Raw genomic sequence first — 18,069 nt, forward strand, 5'->3', positions numbered from 1 at the left:
CCCGATGATTCCCGGATTCGACGCGAAGAAGATCGCCGCGGCGCAGACCCCGCTGACCATAGGCAACGTGCCGCCGGGCATGGAGCCGCTGATCCTTGCCGAGCTCGCTCGCGCCGGCCAGGCGGTCGCCTATGTCATGTCGGACGGCCAGCGCATGTTCGATCTGGAACAGATGCTGTCTTTCGTGGCGCCGGAAATCCCGGTCCTGACACTGCCTGCCTGGGACTGTCTTCCCTATGACCGCGTTTCCCCGAGCGCCGATGTCTCCGCCCGTAGGCTTGCGGCCCTGTCCGGCCTGATCTCACATGCCAAGAAGCCGCATGCGGCGATCGTGCTCGTCACCGTCAATGCAATGCTGCAGAAGATCGCTCCTGCCGAGATCATCGAAAGCCTCGCCTTTTCCGCCAAGCCCGGTAATCAGATCCGCATGGACGACATCGCGGCGCGGCTGGAGCGCAACGGGTTCGAGCGCGTCGCGACGGTGCGTGAAGTCGGCGAATTCGCCGTGCGCGGCGGCATTCTCGACGTCTTCGTGCCGGGCACTGAGGAGCCGGTGCGCCTCGATTTCTTCGGCGACACGCTGGAATCGATCCGCTCGTTCGATCCCGCCAGCCAGCGCACCACCGGCCAGGCGCGCGCCCTCGACCTCAATCCGATGAGCGAGGTGACGCTTACACCGGACACGATCAGCCGCTTCCGCAAGAACTATCTCTCCCTCTTCGGCGCCGCGACCCGCGACGACGCTCTCTATCAGGCAGTCTCGGAAGGCCGACGTTACCCCGGCATGGAACACTGGCTGCCGCTGTTCTACGACGGTCTCGAAACCGCCTTCGATTACTTCAAGGGTTTCCGGATCGTCACCGACCACACGGCTCGCGAGGCGGCCGGCGAGCGTTCGAAACTGGTGCTCGACTATTACGAGGCACGGCGCGACAGCGGCACCCAGGGCAAGGGTGCGGCCGCCCAGGCGGCGCCCTACAAGCCGGTTTCACCGGGTCAGCTCTACCTCGAAAGCAAAGCCTTTGCCGCCGCGCTCGACGCCGTCAACGCGGTGCGCCTGACGCCGTTCAACGAGATGGACGCGGAAGGTCGCCGGGTGGTGACCTTGGATGCGCATGCCGGTCCTCGCTGGGCGAAAAACCAGACGGAAGAGAAGGATCGCGACGAACGCGTCAACGTCTTCGACCTTGTCGTCAAGCATATCGCCGACAAGCGCGCCGAGGGCGCCAAGGTTCTTGTCACCGGCTGGTCCGCCGGCTCGCTCGATCGGCTGCTGCAGGTGCTCGACGAGCGCGGGCTGAAGCGCATCAACCAGATCGACAAGCTTGCCGATCTCGACAAGCTGGAAAAAGGCGAGGCGGCTTCCGCGGTCCTCAGCCTCGAAGCCGGTTTCGAGACGGGCAATATCGTCGTCATCGGCGAGCAGGACATTCTCGGCGACCGCATGGTCCGCCGCGGCAAGCGCCGCAAGCGCGGCGCCAATTTCCTGACCGAAGTCGCCGGCCTCGACGAAGGTTCTCTGGTCGTCCATGCGGAGCATGGCATCGGCAAATTCGTCGGCCTGGTGACGATCGAGGCCGCTGGCGCCCCGCGCGCCTGCCTCGAGCTCCACTACGCCGACCAGGCAAAACTCTTCCTGCCGGTCGAGAATATCGATCTCCTGTCGCGCTACGGCTCGGATGCGGCGGAAGCCCAGCTCGACAGGCTCGGCGGCGGCGCCTGGCAGGCCCGCAAGGCCAAGCTCAAGAAACGCCTGCTCGATATGGCGGACGCGCTGATCCGCATCGCCGCCACGCGCATCACCCGCCGGGCTCCGGTTCTGACCACGCCGGAAGGGCTCTACGACGAATTCGCCGCCCGCTTCCCCTATGACGAGACCGAGGACCAGGCGAACGCCATCGATTCCGTGCGCGACGATCTTGGCGCCGGCCGTCCGATGGACCGCCTCGTCTGCGGCGACGTCGGTTTCGGCAAGACGGAAGTCGCGTTGCGTGCCGCTTTCTTCGCTGCCATGAACGGCGCGCAGGTCGCGGTCGTCGTGCCGACCACGCTTCTCTCCCGCCAGCATTTCAAGACGTTTCGCGAGCGTTTTCGCGGTCTGCCGATCAAGGTCGAGCAGGCCTCGCGGTTGGTGCCCGCCAAGGAACTGGCCCAGACCAAGAAGGACATTGCCGACGGCAAGGTCGATATCGTCGTCGGCACCCATGCGCTGCTCGGCGCTGGCATCCAGTTCGCCAATCTGGGGCTGCTGATCATCGACGAGGAGCAGCACTTCGGCGTCAAGCACAAGGAACGGCTGAAGGAACTGAAGAGCGACGTGCATGTCCTGACGCTCTCGGCAACGCCTATCCCGCGCACGCTGCAGCTTGCCATGACGGGTGTACGCGAACTGTCGCTGATCACCACGCCGCCGGTCGACCGCATGGCGGTCCGCACCTTCATCTCGCCCTTCGATCCGCTGGTCATCCGCGAGACGCTGATGCGCGAACATTATCGCGGCGGCCAGAGTTTTTACGTCTGCCCGCGGCTTGCGGACCTGCCGGAAATCCAGGCTTTCCTCCAGTCCGACGTGCCGGAGCTGAAGGTCGCGGTTGCCCATGGCCAGATGGCGGCAGGCGAGCTCGAAGACATCATGAATGCCTTCTACGACGGCAAATACGATGTGCTTCTGTCGACCACCATCGTCGAATCCGGCCTCGACGTGCCGACCGCCAATACGCTGATCGTCCACCGCGCCGACATGTTCGGCCTGGCGCAGCTCTATCAGCTCCGCGGCCGTGTCGGCCGTTCCAAGGTGCGCGCCTTCGCGCTCTTCACACTGCCGGTCAACAAGCAGCTGACGACCACCGCCGAGCGCCGCCTGAAAGTGCTGCAATCGCTCGACACGCTTGGTGCCGGTTTCCAGCTCGCCAGCCACGACCTCGACATCCGCGGCGCCGGCAATCTCTTGGGCGAGGAACAGTCAGGCCATATCAAGGAAGTCGGCTTCGAGCTCTACCAGCAGATGTTGGAGGAAGCCGTGGCGGAGGTGAAGGGCGACGACGAGATCACCGATACCGGCTGGTCACCGCAGATTTCCGTCGGCATCACGGTGATGATCCCGGAAAGCTACGTGCCCGACTTGCATCTGCGCATGGGCCTCTACCGCCGTCTCGGCGAAGTCACGGACCTGTCCGAGATCGATGGTTTCGGCGCGGAAATGGTCGATCGTTTCGGCCCGATGCCGGTCGAGGTGCAGAACCTGTTGAAGGTGGTCTACATCAAGTCTCTCTGCCGCAAGGCCAATGTCGAGAAGCTCGATGCCGGCCCCAAGGGCATCGTCGTCACCTTCCGCGACAAACAGTTCCCGAACCCCGCCAATCTTGTCGGTTATATCGCCAAGCAGGGGACGCTCGCAAAGATCCGCCCAGACCACAGCGTGTTCCTGACCCGCGACCTGCCGACCCCGGAAAAGCGGTTGACGACCGCGGCCCAGGTGATGACCCAGTTCGCTGAATTGGCCAAAACGTAATTACATATCGGATTTACTGTCGGGGACGGTGACTACGGCGGCTTGCTGATCCGTCGCGACGGATGCGGGCAGGCGCACATCGCGTGCCCGCTCGCGGGCGAGCGTCAGGAGACCGGAACCGATGATCAGCACGATGCCGATCAGCATCGGCAGGTCGACCCTGTCGCCGAAGATAAGATAGCCGAACAGGATGGCCCAGAGCATCTGGCTGTATTGGGTTGGCCCGATCACGGCGGCGGGCGCATAGTTGGCGGCATACATCAGCCAGACGGTCGCCAGCGCTCCCAGCAGCCCATAGCCCGCGAGCATGGCCCATTGCTGCAGTGTCGGCCAATGGAAATCCGGGATCATCAGTACGCCGAGGATGACGAGAACGCCAAGCACGCCGGCGCCGTAGAGCGAGATGTGTTTTTCCGACGGTCCGATGGCGCGATAGACGATGATCGAGATCGCTCCGGAAAGCCCGGCAAACACCGCGCCGACATGCCCGATCGAAAGCTCGCGGAAACCCGGGCGCAGGATGACAAGAACGCCGATGAAGCCGATGATGACAGCGCTCCAGCGCCGTATCCCGACCGCTTCCTTGAGAAACAGAACCGACATGATCGTCACAAAGGAAGGCAACAGGAAGATCAGCGCGAAGGCTTCCGCCATCGATAGGTAGGTGAAGGCGGCTACGCTACCGATGGTCCCGAAGGCGGCCGAGAAGAAGCGCAGCACCCAGAGCAGCCGGTTGGTGCTTCTCACCACGTCGAGCCAGCTATCGCCCGGCTTCATCAGGAAGGGAAAACCCGCAAGCATGAAGACCGCGCCGAAAAAGCCCATCTCATAGGGCGTCAGAGCGCCCTCGATCATCTTGACGCTCGCATCGCTCCAGGAATAGGCGGCAAAGGAGGCGAAGGCGAGAAGAACGCCTTTCAGGGTCTGGTCGGTACGCACGAATTTTGTCCGTTCTCAGATCATGCCCTTGCGGGCTTCCGCCTTCAGCTTGGCGATTTCGCGCAGCGCATTGGCAAGGACATCCGGTGTCTGCGCGCCGCTCACCGCATATTGCCCGTCGATGATGAAGAACGGCACGCCGGTCACGCCCATCTTCTGGGCTGCCTCGATTTCTCCGAGAACCGTGTCCTTGTCGGCATCGCTTGCCAGAAGGCTCTCGATGACCTTGCGGTCGAGGCCTGACTTTTCGGCAATGTCGGCGAGCACGGCATGGTCGCCGACATTGCGGCCTTCCTCGAAATTCGCCTTGAAGAGGGCGGTCGCGACCTTATCCTGGATTTCGCGGTCTTCGACGATCGCCCAATGCAGCAGGCGATGCGCATCAAGCGTATTGGGACCGATCTTGATCGCTTCGAAATTGTACTTGATGCCGACCTCTTCGCCGAGCTTCTTCAGCATGTCGTGGGCGCGTTCGACGGCATCTTTGCCGCCGAGCTTGGCGGCAAGGTCGGCCTGATGGTCGACGCCCTCGGGCGGATGGTCCGGATTGAGCCGATAAGGGCGCCAGTTGATATCAACGCCGATCTCGTCCTGCACTTCGGCGACCGCCAGTTCCATCCGCGCCTTGCCGAGGTAACACCAGGGGCAGACGATATCCGAAACGATGTCGATGGTTACGCGCTCCACGGCGGCGTCCTTTCTTCGGTAACCGGAAGAGACCGGATTATTGCGCCCGCTTATCCCACCAGGTGTTGAGCTGGTAGCCATAGAGCGGGAGCTTTTGCGGATAACCGATATACTTGCGACGCGCCACCCATTGATCGGGGATATGATAGAGCGGAACGAGATAGTGACCTGAAATCAGCATCCGATCGTAAGCCCGCACCGCGGCCTCGAAATCCTCCTTGCTGCGAACCGCCAGCATGATACCGATCAGCTTGTCGAGATCGGGATCCGCAGTGCCGGCAAAATTGAAGCTGCCGTCGCGATTGCGGGAATCCGATCCCCAGCGCCCGGCTTGTTCGATGCCGGGCGACAGTGACGCGGGATAGGATTTGACGATCATGTCATAGTCGAAATTGCCGGAGCGGGCCTGGTACTGGGCATCGTCGACGGTGCGGATCGACATGTCGACGCCGATCATCTTCAGCGTCCGCTGATAGGCGATCGCGAGCTTTTCCTGGTCCTGGGTCTGGGTCATGACCTCGAAGGCCAACGGCCTGCCCGAGGCGTTCGTCATCCTGCCGTTCTTGATCGCATAACCGCCCTTCCTGAGAAGATCGACCGCATCGCGCAACACCTTGCGGTCCGCACCAGAAGCGTCGGTCTTCGGCAGATGATAACTGCCGTCGAGCACCGCCGGCTCGATTCTCTGCTTGATGGCCCCGAGAATCTTGAGCTCCCGCTCATCCGCCGGCTTGCCGAGCGAGGAGAGGGGCGAGTTCTGCCAGAAGCTTTCCGTGCGGGTATAGGCGCCCTCGAAGAGGTTCTTGTTGGCCCATTCGAAATCGAAGGCGAGCGACAGGCCGGCGCGCACGTTCACGTCGGCGAAGATCGAACGTCTCGTGTTGAACACGAAACCGAGCATGCCGGTCGGCAGCTGCGGCTTGAACCCGTCCTTGATCACGTCGCCGTTCTGGACCGCCGGGAAATCATAGGCCCGCGCCCAATGGGTCGGGCTGCCGTCGGGATAGATGTCGATCGCGCCCTTCTTGAAGGCCTCGAACAACGTGTTGTCCTGCAGGAAATATTCGACGCTGATCTGATCGTAATTGTCGAACCCCACCTTGGCCGGAATATCCTTGCCCCAGTAGCCCGGATCCCGTTCATAAACGATGCGTTCTCCGGGCGAAATGGATTTGATCCGGTAAGGACCGGAGCCGACCGGCGGCTTCAGCGTCGACTGATCGAAGGTGGCCGGATCGGTTGCGTGTTTCGGCAGGATCGGGGTGCCGGTGGCGAGAATCAGCGGAAATTCCCGGTCTGCCTTTTCGTTGAAGGTCAGACGGACGCCATGCTCGCCGACCTTTTCCATTTTCGCGACGGGCGCCAATCGGGACGAGTATGGAATGCGGGCCTTGTCGCGCAACAGTTCGAACGAAAAGATCACGTCATCCGGGGTCACCGGTTGGCCATCCGACCATTTCGCCTTCGGATTGAGGTTGAACTGGATGAAGGTCCGGTCGTCATTCCATTCGACACTCTCGGCCAGCAGCCCATAAAGCGTGAACGCCTCGTCGCTGGAACGGGTCATCAGCGATTCGAAGATCAGATTGCCGAAAGCCGGATCCCAGATGCCGCGCGCCGAGGTGCGCATGCTTTTCAGGATGAACGGATTGAGGCTGTCGAACGTGCCGACGACGCCATAGGTTATCCGCCCGCCCTTCTTCACGTCCGGGTTCACGTAAGGGAAATGTTTGTAATCGGGGCCGAGCGCCGGGCTGCCGTGCATGGCTATCCCGTGGACCGGTTCGGCAAGGGCCGGGGTGCCGATGAGAAGCGCGGCGATGAGGGGAAGAAAGCGTCGCATGGGACCCATGGCGGTGAAATCCTCGCTGATTCGCCTGCAAAATAGCGCATGCCATGAGGTCAACCAACCGCCGCGATATGCAAAAGAGTGATCGCCGACGTTAACTCCTTGTCAAAAAATACGAAAGAGGGACTGGATATCGACGTCTGCCCGATGTAACAGGTTGGCCACACGGGCGGGTCATTCAATTGCCTCATTTGACCGACAGGTCACAGGCAGTAGGACACCCCGAGGGAGTTGACGGCGTCTGCCGTACCCAGCGGATTTCAGGAGACGGATCTCGTTATGATGCTTAAGGCAACCCAAGTTCTGCGGACGGCGATGTCCGCTCTCGCTCTTTCGGCCGGCGCAGCAGCGCTGCCGGTTGCAGCCCTTGCACAGGATGCTCCGGCCGCGGCCGCTCCTGGTGCGCCGCCGCTCGGCTGGTTCAAGACCTGCACCAAGCAGGACGACAGCGATCTCTGCGTCGTGCAGAACATCATTGCCGCCCAGAATGGTCAGCTCATCACCGCCGTCGGCCTGATCACGGTCGAAGGCAAGGTCAACCGCAAGATCATGCAGGTTTCGGTACCGACCGCACGCCTCGTGCCGCCCGGCATCGTCATGCAGATCGACGGCGGCAAGGGTCAGAAGCTCGATTACATCGTTTGCCTTCCGGACAAGTGCACCGCCGAAGTGCCGCTGACCGACGCCATGATCGCCAGCCTCAAGAAGGGCGGCGAGGTGGTCTTCACGTCGATCAACTTCCGCCGCGCTCCGAACCCGATTAAGGTGCCGCTCACCGGCTTCACCGGCGTATTCGACGGTCCGGCCATGCCGCAGGAACAGATCGCTCAGAGCCAGCGCAGCCTCGAAGAAGGCATGCAGCGCAAAGCGGAAGAGACCCGCAAGAAGCTGGAAGACGCCCAGAACTCTGCAAAGCAGGGTCAGTAAGTTCCAGTCGGAACCAAACAGCTTAAAGCCCGGCCATGTGCCGGGCTTTCTGATTCCGGGCATGAAAAAAGCGCCGGCAGAATGCCGACGCCTTTCCGGGTCTTGCGAATTCGAGTTAGTGGGCCAGTATGATCTTGGGCTTCAACTGACCGGATGGGCCGCGATCGAAGATTTGGTAGACCTGCGGATTGCGCAGCGGGGCGTCGTTTTCGTCGTGTTCCAGGTTCTGCTCCGAGACATAGGCGACATACTCCGTCTCGTCATTCTCCGCGAGGAGATGATAGAAGGGTTGGTCCTTGTTCGGCCGGATTTCCGCGGGAATGGAATTCCACCATTCCTCCGTATTGGCGAATTCCGGATCCACATCGAACACGACGCCCCGGAACGGAAAGACCTTGTGGCGGACCACTTCTCCGATGGTAAATTTAGCGTGGCGTTGTTTCATGGTGCGATGTCCTTTCGCATCCTAATGTGGGAATAAAATTCTCCGACATCAAGAGATTAATGCAGACCGGCCCGCTTCGTTCCACGGGATAGACTTAAGGCTTAGTCAGCCCCCGCGGTCGGGTCGTTGCTAGAACTATACCGCCGAGCACCAGAACGATGCCGACCGCGTGATATCTTTCAAAAGTCTCGCCGAGGAATATCACCGCCATGACGATAGAGACCGGCGGCATCAGGTAAAGCGTCACTCCCGCCGTCGCCGGGCCAAATATCCTCACCGTATGCTGAAAGCAGTAGAACGCTGCAAGCGAGGCGAACAGGATGATGCCGGCAATCTTCGACCAGGCTGAAAACGTCGTCGGCAGCAGCCCGCCATGGAAGAGTTCCCAGAGCGCCGGGGGCAGCAGGAGGAGCGACCCGGAAAAGCCGATCAGCCCGAACAGTGTGAATGGCCGGATCGCCTGGGCCGCGGGGCGGCGCAGCAGGAGCGAATAGACCGCAAAGGAGATCGCCGCCACGAGCATGCCGAGGTCGCCGACATTGAAATTCATGTGCGCCAAGGCACCGAGATCGCCCCGCAGCACGATCGCCGCCACGCCGGCGAATGCGACCGCCATGCCCAGAAGCTCGCGGCCGCCGATCCGGCGGCCGGAAAACTGCCATTCGAAAAGGATGATGAACAGCGATGAGGTCGTGTAGATCAGCGTCGCATTCGATGCCGTTGTCAGCGTCAGCGCCCAATAAACGAAGCCGCCGCTGATGCCGATACTCAGGAAACCCAGCCACAGCCAGAGCCAGGTATGCCGGCGCACAAAGGTCCAGGCCGCCGCCCAGTCGAGATACAGCAGCGGCACGATGATCAGCGTTGCTCCGGCCCAGCGGATGAAGGCGGTGATGAACGGCCCGATCTCGCCGATCACGCCGCGTCCGAAGATCAGGTTGCTGGAAAAGAACACGGGCACAAGTGCGAAGATCACCCAGTCGATCGGGCGCGGCTGTGGAGAGTTGGGGGAGGTCATCGGCACACCGGCAATGGAGGCGCAAGCCACAAGGCTCGGCGAAATGGAAAACGGCGGGCTTGCGGCCCGCCGTTCTTAACGCAGCCAAGCGCGGAAATCGCGCCCAGTCGGATCAGGCCGAATAGTACATGTCGAACTCCACCGGATGCGGCGTCATTTCGAAGCGCATGACTTCCACCATCTTGAGCTCGATATAGGCGTCGATCTGGTCGTCGTCGAAGACGCCGCCGGCGGTCAGGAACTTGCGGTCGCGATCGAGGTTTTCGAGGGCTTCGCGCAGGGAACCGCAGACGGTCGGGATCTTCTTCAGTTCCTTCGGCGGCAGGTCGTAGAGATCCTTGTCCATGGCCTTGCCGGGATGGATCTTGTTCTTGATGCCGTCGAGGCCGGCCATCAGCATGGCGGCAAAGGCAAGATAGGGGTTTGCCAGCGGATCCGGAAAGCGGACTTCGACGCGCTTCGACTTCGGTCCTGTGCCGAAGGGAATGCGGCACGAGGCCGAGCGGTTGCGAGCCGAGTAAGCGAGCAGAACCGGCGCTTCATAACCCGGGACGAGACGCTTGTAGGAATTCGTCGTCGGGTTGGTGAAGGCGTTGATCGCCTTGGCATGCTTGATGATGCCGCCGATATAGAAGAGGCAGCTCTCGGAAAGGCCGGCATATTCGTCGCCGGCGAAGGTCGGCTTGCCGTCCTTCCAGATCGACTGGTGCACATGCATGCCCGAGCCGTTGTCGCCGAAGATCGGCTTCGGCATGAAGGTCGCGGTCTTGCCATAGGCATTGGCGACCTGGTGCACGACATACTTGTAGATCTGGATCTTGTCGGCGTTGCGCACCAGGGTGTCGAACTTGACGCCGAGCTCGTGCTGGGCGGAAGCCACTTCGTGGTGATGTTTTTCGACGACCACGCCCATTTCGGCGAGCACGGTCAGCATTTCGGAGCGCATGTCCTGCAGGCTGTCGACCGGCGGGACCGGGAAGTAGCCGCCCTTGACGCGGGGCCGGTGGCCAAGGTTGCCGGTCTCGTAGTCCGTGTCGTCGTTGGACGGCAGTTCCGACGAATCGAGCTTGAAGCCGGTGTTGTAAGGATCGGCCTTGTACTTGACGTCGTCGAACACGAAGAATTCCGGCTCAGGGCCGACAAACACTGTATCGCCGATGCCCGATGCCTTCAGATAGGCTTCGGCCTTCTTGGCGGTGCCGCGCGGATCGCGGTTATAAGCTTCGCCGGAAATCGGATCGAGGATGTCGCAAAAGATGACCATGGTCGACTGGGCAAAGAACGGATCCATGTGGACCGTCGCCGGGTCGGGCATCAGCACCATGTCCGACTCGTTGATGGCCTTCCAGCCGCCGATCGAGGAACCGTCGAACATGACGCCGTCGGCGAACATGTCCTCATCGACCGACGCAATGTCCATGGTGACGTGCTGCAGCTTGCCCTTGGGGTCGGTAAAGCGCAGGTCCACGAACTTGACGTCGTTTTCCTTGATTTGTTTCATGATTTCGCTTGCGCTCGTCATATGACCTCCTCGATGTACGATGACGATGAACCCCGGCCTTTGGCCCTAGGGCGTTTATTGGGGGGCGTTTAGATGGCGTCCACGCCCGTTTCACCGGTGCGGATGCGGATGACTTCCTCGATGTTGGAAACGAATATCTTGCCGTCTCCAATCCGTCCAGTCTGTGCCGCATTGCGGATGGCTTCGATGACGGCATCCGCGTTTTCGTCCGCCAGGACGACCTCAACTTTCACCTTGGGCAGAAAGTCGACAACGTATTCTGCACCGCGATAGAGCTCGGTGTGGCCCTTCTGGCGGCCAAAGCCCTTGGCTTCGGTCACTGTGATCCCCTGCAAGCCGACTTCCTGAAGGGCTTCCTTCACTTCGTCGAGCTTGAAAGGCTTGATGATCGCTTCGATCTTTTTCATGAGAAACTATATCTCCGCTTCTCTCTTGAAGCAGGCCGTTACCCGCTCGCACCTGCCAATGCAGTTATCGTGCCAAACTCAGACGACACTTTCAAAAAAATAATGCGGTTTTGCCCTGATTCCCGATAAAACAGCAGCTTCAGTGGCAAAATTGCTGCCGTTTTTCTCACAATTGGTGCGTTGCGGCACAAGAATCGGAGTTTTTTGAAGTTTTTCCGGTAGTTGAGTATTGTCGAATATAAGGCGGGTGTGGATGTAAATTTAGGCATTTGCATAATTTTTATGCCTATTTGATGGGCCATGCGGCGCTTGTTTTCTAGTCATCTTTCCGTTCAATTGCGCCTATGGATGTTTCGCTTGTCTCATTGCTTCTGACGCCTGTCGAGATGGCAGCGGCGGACGCCGCCTCGGCCCGATCGGGCATTCCGCCGTTCGACCTGATGGAGCGGGCAGGGCAGGCGGTAGCGGCGGCCGCACTTCGGCAATTTCCCGGGGCCTTGCGTTTTGTCGTGCTCTGCGGGCCCGGAAACAACGGCGGCGACGGGTACGTGGCGGCCCGCGCACTTGGCCAAGCCGGCGCGCCTGTTCGCGTCCACCATCTCGGCGACCCGCAGAAGCTGAAGGGCGATGCCAGGCAGGCGCGCGAGCTCTGCGACCTGCCGTCTGAACCGCTCCAGGCCTACCGGCCAATGGCGGGCGACGTGGTGGTCGATGCGCTGTTCGGCGCCGGTCTGACGCGCGACGTGCCCGACATCGTCGCGGATGTGATCCGCAGGGTCGGCGAGGCGCGGATACCGGTTATCGCCGTCGACCTGCCGTCTGGTCTCTGCGGAAGGCGTGGCCTACCGCTTGGGGCCGCCTTCCAGGCCGCCCATACGGTCACCTTCATGACCCGAAAGCCGGGCCACCTGCTGCTGCCGGGAAGGTCACTCTGCGGTGACGTCGAGGTTTTCGATATCGGCATTCCGGCCCGCATCATCCGTGAGGTTGCCGGCGAGACGAGGGAAAACGGACCCTCGCTTTGGCGCAGTGTCTTGGCCGAGCCGGGAAGCGAAACCCACAAATACCGCCGGGGCCATCTGGCCGTATTTTCCGGCGAGGCCGGCAAGACCGGTGCGGCTCGGCTTTCGGCGATCGCGGGCCTGAAGGCAGGGGCAGGGCTGGTGACCGTCGGTTCGCCGAGCGCTGCCATGACTGTCAACGCAGCCTCGCTGACTGCGATCATGCTGCATCCGGTCGACACGGTGAAAGATCTGGAAAACTGGCTTCGCACGGCGAAGCTTGCCGCTTTCGTGCTCGGACCGGGCTTCGGCATCGGCAAGAAGGCGAGACAGTTCGCGCTGGCGCTGAAGGATCGCCCGCTGGTGCTCGACGCAGACGGGATCACCTCCTTCAAGGAAAAACCGTCGGACCTGTTCGATGCCTTTGCCGGCGGGGCGCCCCATCTGGTGCTGACGCCGCACGAGGGCGAATTCGCCCGCCTGTTTCCCGACATCGCCGCGGATGACAACCTGAGCAAGGTGGAGAAGGCGGTGGCGGCGTCCGCCCGAGCCCACGCTGCCATCGTCTACAAGGGCGCCGATACGGTGATCGCCAGCCCCGATGGACGCGCCTATATCAATACCAACGGACCGCCGTGGCTGGCGACTGCCGGTTCCGGCGACGTTCTGGCCGGCATGATCGGCGCGTTACTCGCCCAGGGCATGCCCGCCTTCGAGGCAGCCGCGGTCGGCGTCTATCTGCATGGCGAAGCCGGCAAGCGGGCGGGCAGGGGCATGACGGCCGAAGATCTCGCCGTCCATGCCGGCATCTGGCTGGATCCCTAGCTTCGGCTTTCCAGGAGTTCGCGCATCGCCATCGCGCCATAGGGCGCGTTCACCTTACCCTCGTGGATGAAGAAGGCGAAGACGTCGCGCGGTTGCTTCTTGGGTTTGTGCTTGTCGTCGACCAGCGGCAGGTCGTCCGGCACGCCGCCCTCCGCCCAGGTTTCCAGCCTTTTCGCCCAGGCTTTCATATCCTCTTCCGCATAACAGGTCTTGATATCGTCCGACCCCTTCTGCAGGCGCGCGTAGACGAAATCCGCGGTGACATCCGCGATCATCGGATAGTCGAAATGGTCGGCACAAACGGGCGCGATGTTGTATTTCGAAAGCAGGGCGATGAATTCCGGCACCTTGAACGTGTCGTTGCGGACCTCGACCACATGGGTCAGCTTCAGCCCGTCCAGCTTGTTCGGCAGTAGTTTCAGAAAGGCTTCGAAATCATCCGCCTCGAATTTCTTGGTCGGCGCGAACTGCCAGAGCAGCGGCCCGAGATGGTCACCAAGCTCGGTCAGGCCCTGGGTCAGGAATTTCTCGATCGATTCTCCCGCTTCGGCCAGGACCTTGCGGTTGGTGGTGAAGCGGCTCGCCTTCAGCGAAAAGATGAACCCTTCCGGGACTTCCGATGCCCATTTGGCGAAGGTCTCGGGCTTTTGCGAGCCGTAATAGGTGCCGTTGACCTCGATGACCTTCAGCTTGCTTGCGGCATATTCAAGCTGTTTTTTCTTGGCCAGTTTTTCAGGATAGAATGTGCCTTCCCACGGCTCGAAGGTCCAGCCGCCGATGCCCGTGCGAATTGTGCCGGCTTTGGTCATGATTTAAATCCATCTTGGTCGTCTTCACGAAATCCTTGCGCCAGTGCTCGATGTGGCACGAGCCTGAAAACCGTCGCATCCTGTTCGGCGAGGTCGAGATCACCCGACCGCAATGCGCTCCGAACTCTGTCCAGCTTGCGAATGTCGTTAATGCCAATCGTTGGAGACCATTCTCCGCCATCGTCCTGGAGTTCGATGAAAACCTCCGCTGCATAGTTGCCTTCGCGAATAAGCTGCGCTGCCTTCCTTGTCATTGCGGTTTCCTCCTCATGAAATCCGCCTCCCAGCGTTCCGGGTCAGGCGCATAGGCGGTAATGAGAACCGCCGGTTCAACCAGTCCCTTCGGAACACCCCACAGAAGATGGACGGGCCGTCCAAACTCGTCGAATTGCAGTACCAATACGCACGGACCTTTGTGATAGTCCGGATATTCCTCAATCACCGCGCAGGACTGGATACTGTCGATCAGCCTTTCGATGAGCAACCCATCATTTTCCAGTTCTCTGACGGCATGCAGGGAGATCCTGAACTTGCCGTCGGCGATCAAACCTCTGACTCTGGAGACGATGGCATCCGTCACTCCGCCGCTTCCACCTTCTTCATCGGCCGCCGCTCCAGCAGTTCCTTCAGGAAGTGGCCGGTATAGGACCGCTTTTCCTTGACGATCTGCTCGGGCGTGCCGGCCGCGATCACTTCGCCGCCGCCGGTGCCGCCTTCCGGGCCGATATCGATGATCCAGTCGGCCGTCTTGATGACCTCGAGATTGTGCTCGATAACCACCACGGAATTGCCCTGGTTCACCAGTTCCTGCAGCATTTCCAGAAGTTTAGCGACGTCGTGGAAATGCAGGCCGGTCGTCGGCTCGTCGAGGATGTAAAGCGTGCGCCCCGTCGAACGTTTCGACAATTCCTTGGCTAGCTTAACGCGCTGCGCCTCGCCACCCGAAAGCGTATTGGCCTGCTGCCCCACCTTGATATAGCCGAGGCCGACATCGAAAAGCGATTGCAGCTTGTCGCGAACCGCCGGCACCGCCGAGAAGAACTCGACGCCTTCCTCGACCGTCATGTCGAGCACGTCGGCGATCGACTTGCCCTTGAAGGTGACGTCGAGCGTCTCGCGATTGTAGCGCTTGCCGTGGCAGACGTCGCAGGTGACATAGACGTCCGGCAGGAAGTGCATCTCGATCTTGATGACGCCGTCGCCCTGGCAGGCTTCGCAGCGGCCGCCCTTGACGTTGAACGAAAAACGGCCCGGCTGGTAGCCGCGGGCTTTAGCCTCCGGCAGGCCGGCAAACCAGTCGCGGATCGGCGTGAAGGCGCCGGTATAGGTGGCGGGGTTTGAACGCGGCGTGCGGCCGATCGGCGACTGGTCGATATCGATCACCTTGTCGATATGTTCAAAACCGTCGATCCTGTCGTGCTCGGCCGGGATTTCGCGGGCGCCCATGACGCGGCGCGCGGCGGATTTGTAAAGCGTCTCGATCAGGAAGGTCGACTTGCCGCCGCCGGATACGCCTGTCACAGCGGTGAACACGCCGAGCGGGATGGCAGCCGTGACATTTTTCAGGTTGTTGCCGCGGGCGCCAAAAACCTTGATTTCCTTACCCTTCTTCGGCTTGCGGCGCTCGGCCGGTACCGGCACGCCGAGTTCGCCCGACAGATATTTGCCGGTCAGCGATTTCGGATTGGCCATCACCTCGCTGGGCGTGCCTTCGGCCACCACCTGTCCGCCATGGATGCCGGCGGCTGGGCCGATATCGACCACGTAGTCGGCACTCATGATCGCGTCTTCGTCATGCTCGACGACAATCACCGTATTGCCGATATCGCGCAGGTGTTTCAGCGTGTCGAGCAAGCGGGCATTGTCGCGCTGGTGCAGGCCGATCGACGGCTCATCGAGCACGTAGAGCACGCCGGTCAGGCCGGAGCCGATCTGCGAGGCAAGCCGGATGCGCTGGCTTTCGCCCCCGGAGAGCGTGCCGGAATTGCGCGACAGGCTGAGATAATCGAGGCCGACATCGTTCAGGAACCGCAGGCGCTCGCGGATCTCTTTCAGAATGCGGACCGCGATCTCGTTCTGCTTGGCGTTCAACTGTTCCGGCAGCACCTCGAACCAGTCGCGCGCGATCCGGATCGACATCTCGGTGACCTGGCCGATATGCAGCTTGTTGATCTTTACGGCGAGTGCCTCCGGCTTCAGGCGATAGCCGTTGCAGGCCGGGCAGGGGGCCGCCGACATGTACCGTTCGATCTCCTCGCGCGCCCAGGCGCTGTCGGTTTCCTTCCAGCGGCGCTCGAGGTTCGGCACGATGCCTTCGAAATTCTTGACCGTCTTGTAGGAGCGGGCGCCGTCGGCATAGTGGAATTCGATCTTTTCCTCGGTGCCTTCGAGGATGGCTTTCTGCGCCTCCGTAGAAAGCTCGTTCCAGCGGCTGGACAGCTTGAAATCGAAAACCTTGCCCAGTGCTTCGAGCGTCTGATTGTAATAGGGCGAGGTGGATTTCGCCCAGGGCGCAATCGCGCCGTCGCGCAGCGTCCGGGCAGGTTCCGGCACGATCAGCGCTTCATCCACCTTCTGCTGCGAGCCGAGACCATCGCAGGTCGGGCAGGCGCCAAAGGGATTGTTGAACGAAAACAGCCGCGGCTCGATTTCCGAAATGGTGAATCCGGAGACGGGGCAGGCGAACTTTTCAGAAAACAGCACCCGTTCGTGCGTCTCGTTGAGGGATTTGTTCGCGGATCCGCCGGCCGAAGTCTCTTCCGGCGGCAGCGGCTTGTCGGCGAATTCGGCGACCGCCAGCCCGTCGGCCAGTTTCAGCGAGGTTTCGAGACTGTCCGCCAAGCGCGCAGCAATATCGGAGCGGACCACGAGCCGATCCACGACGATATCGATATCGTGCTTGTATTTCTTGTCGAGCGCCGGAACGTCGGCGATCTCGTAGAACTGACCGTCGACCTTGACGCGCTGGAACCCCTTTTTCATCAGGTCGGCGAGTTCTTTTTTATACTCGCCTTTGCGCCCGCGGATCATCGGCGCCAGGATATAAAGACGCGTGCCTTCCTCGAAGGCGAGGATGCGGTCGACCATCTGGCTGACCGTCTGGCTTTCGATCGGCAGGCCCGTCGCCGGCGAATAGGGCACCCCGACGCGCGCAAAAAGCAGGCGCATATAGTCGTAGATTTCGGTGACCGTGCCGACCGTCGAACGCGGATTGCGCGAGGTCGTCTTCTGCTCGATCGAGATTGCCGGAGAAAGTCCGTCGATCTGGTCGACATCCGGCTTCTGCATCATTTCCAGGAACTGGCGCGCATAGGCCGAAAGACTTTCGACATAACGCCGCTGGCCTTCCGCGTAGATCGTGTCGAAGGCGAGCGAAGACTTGCCCGAACCGGACAGGCCGGTCATGACGATCAGCGAATTGCGGGGCAAATCGAGATCGATGCCCTTCAAATTATGCTCGCGCGCACCACGTATGGAAATGCTCTTCAGTTCGCTCATCTTCATGCTCTCGGGAGGATCGAAGGCCCTTATGTAGTGATTGATCCACGACTGTCGAGACGAAACTGCTGCCGTGCAACGCCGTTCCCGAGTCGGTTGACAGCACTATAGGAATAAAATAGAACAAATAAAGAACATATTTGCCTGTGGATTAAAGATCGCAAAAACCCAATGGCTGGGCCCGATGGGCTAGAGTGCCGCGATTGATTTTTGGTGCCGTTACCGGGCGGCAGATGAGGTGATGAATATGGCTGGTAGTGTGAACAAGGTAATCCTGGTGGGGAATGTGGGGGCTGATCCTGAAATCCGCCGGACGCAGGACGGCCGGCCGATCGCCAACCTTCGCATCGCCACGTCCGAAACCTGGCGCGATCGCAACAATGGCGAACGCCGCGAGAAGACCGAATGGCATACGGTCGTCGTCTTCAACGAAGGTCTCTGCAAGGTCGTCGAGCAATATGTGAAGAAGGGCGCCAAGCTTTACATTGAAGGCGCGCTGCAGACCCGCAAGTGGCAGGACCAGACCGGCAACGACCGCTATTCGACGGAAATCGTGCTTCAAGGCTTCAACTCGACGCTGACCATGCTGGATGGCCGCGGCGAGGGCGGCGGTGACCGTGCTGGTTTCGGC

General features: G+C 60.9%; 15 protein-coding genes. 4 read left to right on the forward strand and 11 right to left on the reverse strand.

The features are described from left to right. Positions 1–4 precede the first annotated feature (4 nt). Positions 5–3,511: a transcription-repair coupling factor gene (mfd, locus tag C5L10_RS17110; RefSeq protein ID WP_105430672.1), complete on the forward strand. Its 3,507-nt coding sequence runs from the start codon at positions 5–7 to the stop codon at positions 3,509–3,511. Here mfd and C5L10_RS17115 read toward each other — a convergent pair whose 3' ends face one another. From C5L10_RS17115 to C5L10_RS17125, 3 genes are read right to left on the reverse strand one after another with little or no spacing between them, the layout of a single operon-like run. Next, positions 3,512–4,450, reverse strand: a complete 939-nt coding sequence (locus tag C5L10_RS17115; RefSeq protein WP_105430645.1) for a DMT family transporter — start codon at positions 4,448–4,450, stop codon at positions 3,512–3,514. A gap of 15 nt (positions 4,451–4,465) precedes the next feature. Continuing rightward, complete coding sequence (locus C5L10_RS17120) at positions 4,466–5,137, reverse strand: DsbA family oxidoreductase (protein WP_105430646.1); 672 nt, start codon at positions 5,135–5,137, stop codon at positions 4,466–4,468. A 37-nt stretch (positions 5,138–5,174) separates the two neighbouring features. After that, entirely contained in the window at positions 5,175–6,989 is a 1,815-nt protein-coding gene (locus C5L10_RS17125; protein WP_205837059.1) for an extracellular solute-binding protein, read from the reverse strand. A gap of 276 nt (positions 6,990–7,265) precedes the next feature. Here C5L10_RS17125 and C5L10_RS17130 point away from each other — a divergent pair, with 276 nt between their 5' ends. Then, complete coding sequence (locus tag C5L10_RS17130; protein ID WP_037087005.1) at positions 7,266–7,913, forward strand: invasion associated locus B family protein; 648 nt, start codon at positions 7,266–7,268, stop codon at positions 7,911–7,913. A gap of 115 nt (positions 7,914–8,028) precedes the next feature. Here C5L10_RS17130 and hspQ read toward each other — a convergent pair whose 3' ends face one another. The 4 genes from hspQ to C5L10_RS17150 form a co-directional block, all read right to left on the reverse strand. Next, on the reverse strand, positions 8,029–8,358 hold the full coding sequence (hspQ, locus tag C5L10_RS17135; RefSeq protein WP_046667651.1) for a heat shock protein HspQ: 330 nt from the start codon (positions 8,356–8,358) through the stop codon (positions 8,029–8,031). A gap of 94 nt (positions 8,359–8,452) precedes the next feature. Further along, positions 8,453–9,376, reverse strand: coding sequence for a DMT family transporter (locus C5L10_RS17140; protein ID WP_105430647.1), 924 nt, complete (start codon positions 9,374–9,376; stop codon positions 8,453–8,455). A 112-nt stretch (positions 9,377–9,488) separates the two neighbouring features. Continuing rightward, a complete protein-coding gene (gene glnA, locus C5L10_RS17145; protein WP_007753930.1) occupies positions 9,489–10,898 on the reverse strand; it encodes a type I glutamate--ammonia ligase in 1,410 nt (469 codons plus the stop codon). A 68-nt stretch (positions 10,899–10,966) separates the two neighbouring features. Beyond that, a complete protein-coding gene (locus tag C5L10_RS17150; protein WP_038542987.1) occupies positions 10,967–11,305 on the reverse strand; it encodes a P-II family nitrogen regulator in 339 nt (112 codons plus the stop codon). A 344-nt stretch (positions 11,306–11,649) separates the two neighbouring features. Here C5L10_RS17150 and C5L10_RS17155 point away from each other — a divergent pair, with 344 nt between their 5' ends. After that, positions 11,650–13,131, forward strand: a complete 1,482-nt coding sequence (locus tag C5L10_RS17155) for an NAD(P)H-hydrate dehydratase (RefSeq protein ID WP_105430648.1) — start codon at positions 11,650–11,652, stop codon at positions 13,129–13,131. Here C5L10_RS17155 and C5L10_RS17160 read toward each other — a convergent pair. The 4 genes from C5L10_RS17160 to uvrA are packed head-to-tail and all read right to left on the reverse strand — an operon-like array spanning position 13,128 to position 17,438. After that, entirely contained in the window at positions 13,128–13,940 is an 813-nt protein-coding gene (locus C5L10_RS17160) for a DUF72 domain-containing protein (RefSeq protein WP_105430649.1), read from the reverse strand. The genes C5L10_RS17155 and C5L10_RS17160 overlap by 4 nt on opposite strands. Beyond that, positions 13,937–14,194 (reverse strand): hypothetical protein, encoded by a 258-nt coding sequence (locus C5L10_RS17165; protein WP_105430650.1) that lies wholly within the window; start codon positions 14,192–14,194, stop codon positions 13,937–13,939. Before C5L10_RS17165 ends, C5L10_RS17160 begins: the two co-directional genes overlap by 4 nt. After that, positions 14,191–14,520: a DUF4258 domain-containing protein gene (locus C5L10_RS17170; protein WP_105430651.1), complete on the reverse strand. Its 330-nt coding sequence runs from the start codon at positions 14,518–14,520 to the stop codon at positions 14,191–14,193. Before C5L10_RS17170 ends, C5L10_RS17165 begins: the two co-directional genes overlap by 4 nt. Next, positions 14,517–17,438, reverse strand: coding sequence for an excinuclease ABC subunit UvrA (gene uvrA, locus C5L10_RS17175; protein WP_105430674.1), 2,922 nt, complete (start codon positions 17,436–17,438; stop codon positions 14,517–14,519). Before uvrA ends, C5L10_RS17170 begins: the two co-directional genes overlap by 4 nt. A gap of 247 nt (positions 17,439–17,685) precedes the next feature. Between uvrA and C5L10_RS17180 the strand changes: the two genes are divergently transcribed. Next, on the forward strand, positions 17,686–18,069 hold a 384-nt coding region (locus C5L10_RS17180; protein WP_105430675.1), incomplete at its 3' end, for a single-stranded DNA-binding protein.

The organism is Neorhizobium sp. T6_25, assembly GCF_002968555.1.
GTDB lineage: Bacteria > Pseudomonadota > Alphaproteobacteria > Rhizobiales > Rhizobiaceae > Neorhizobium.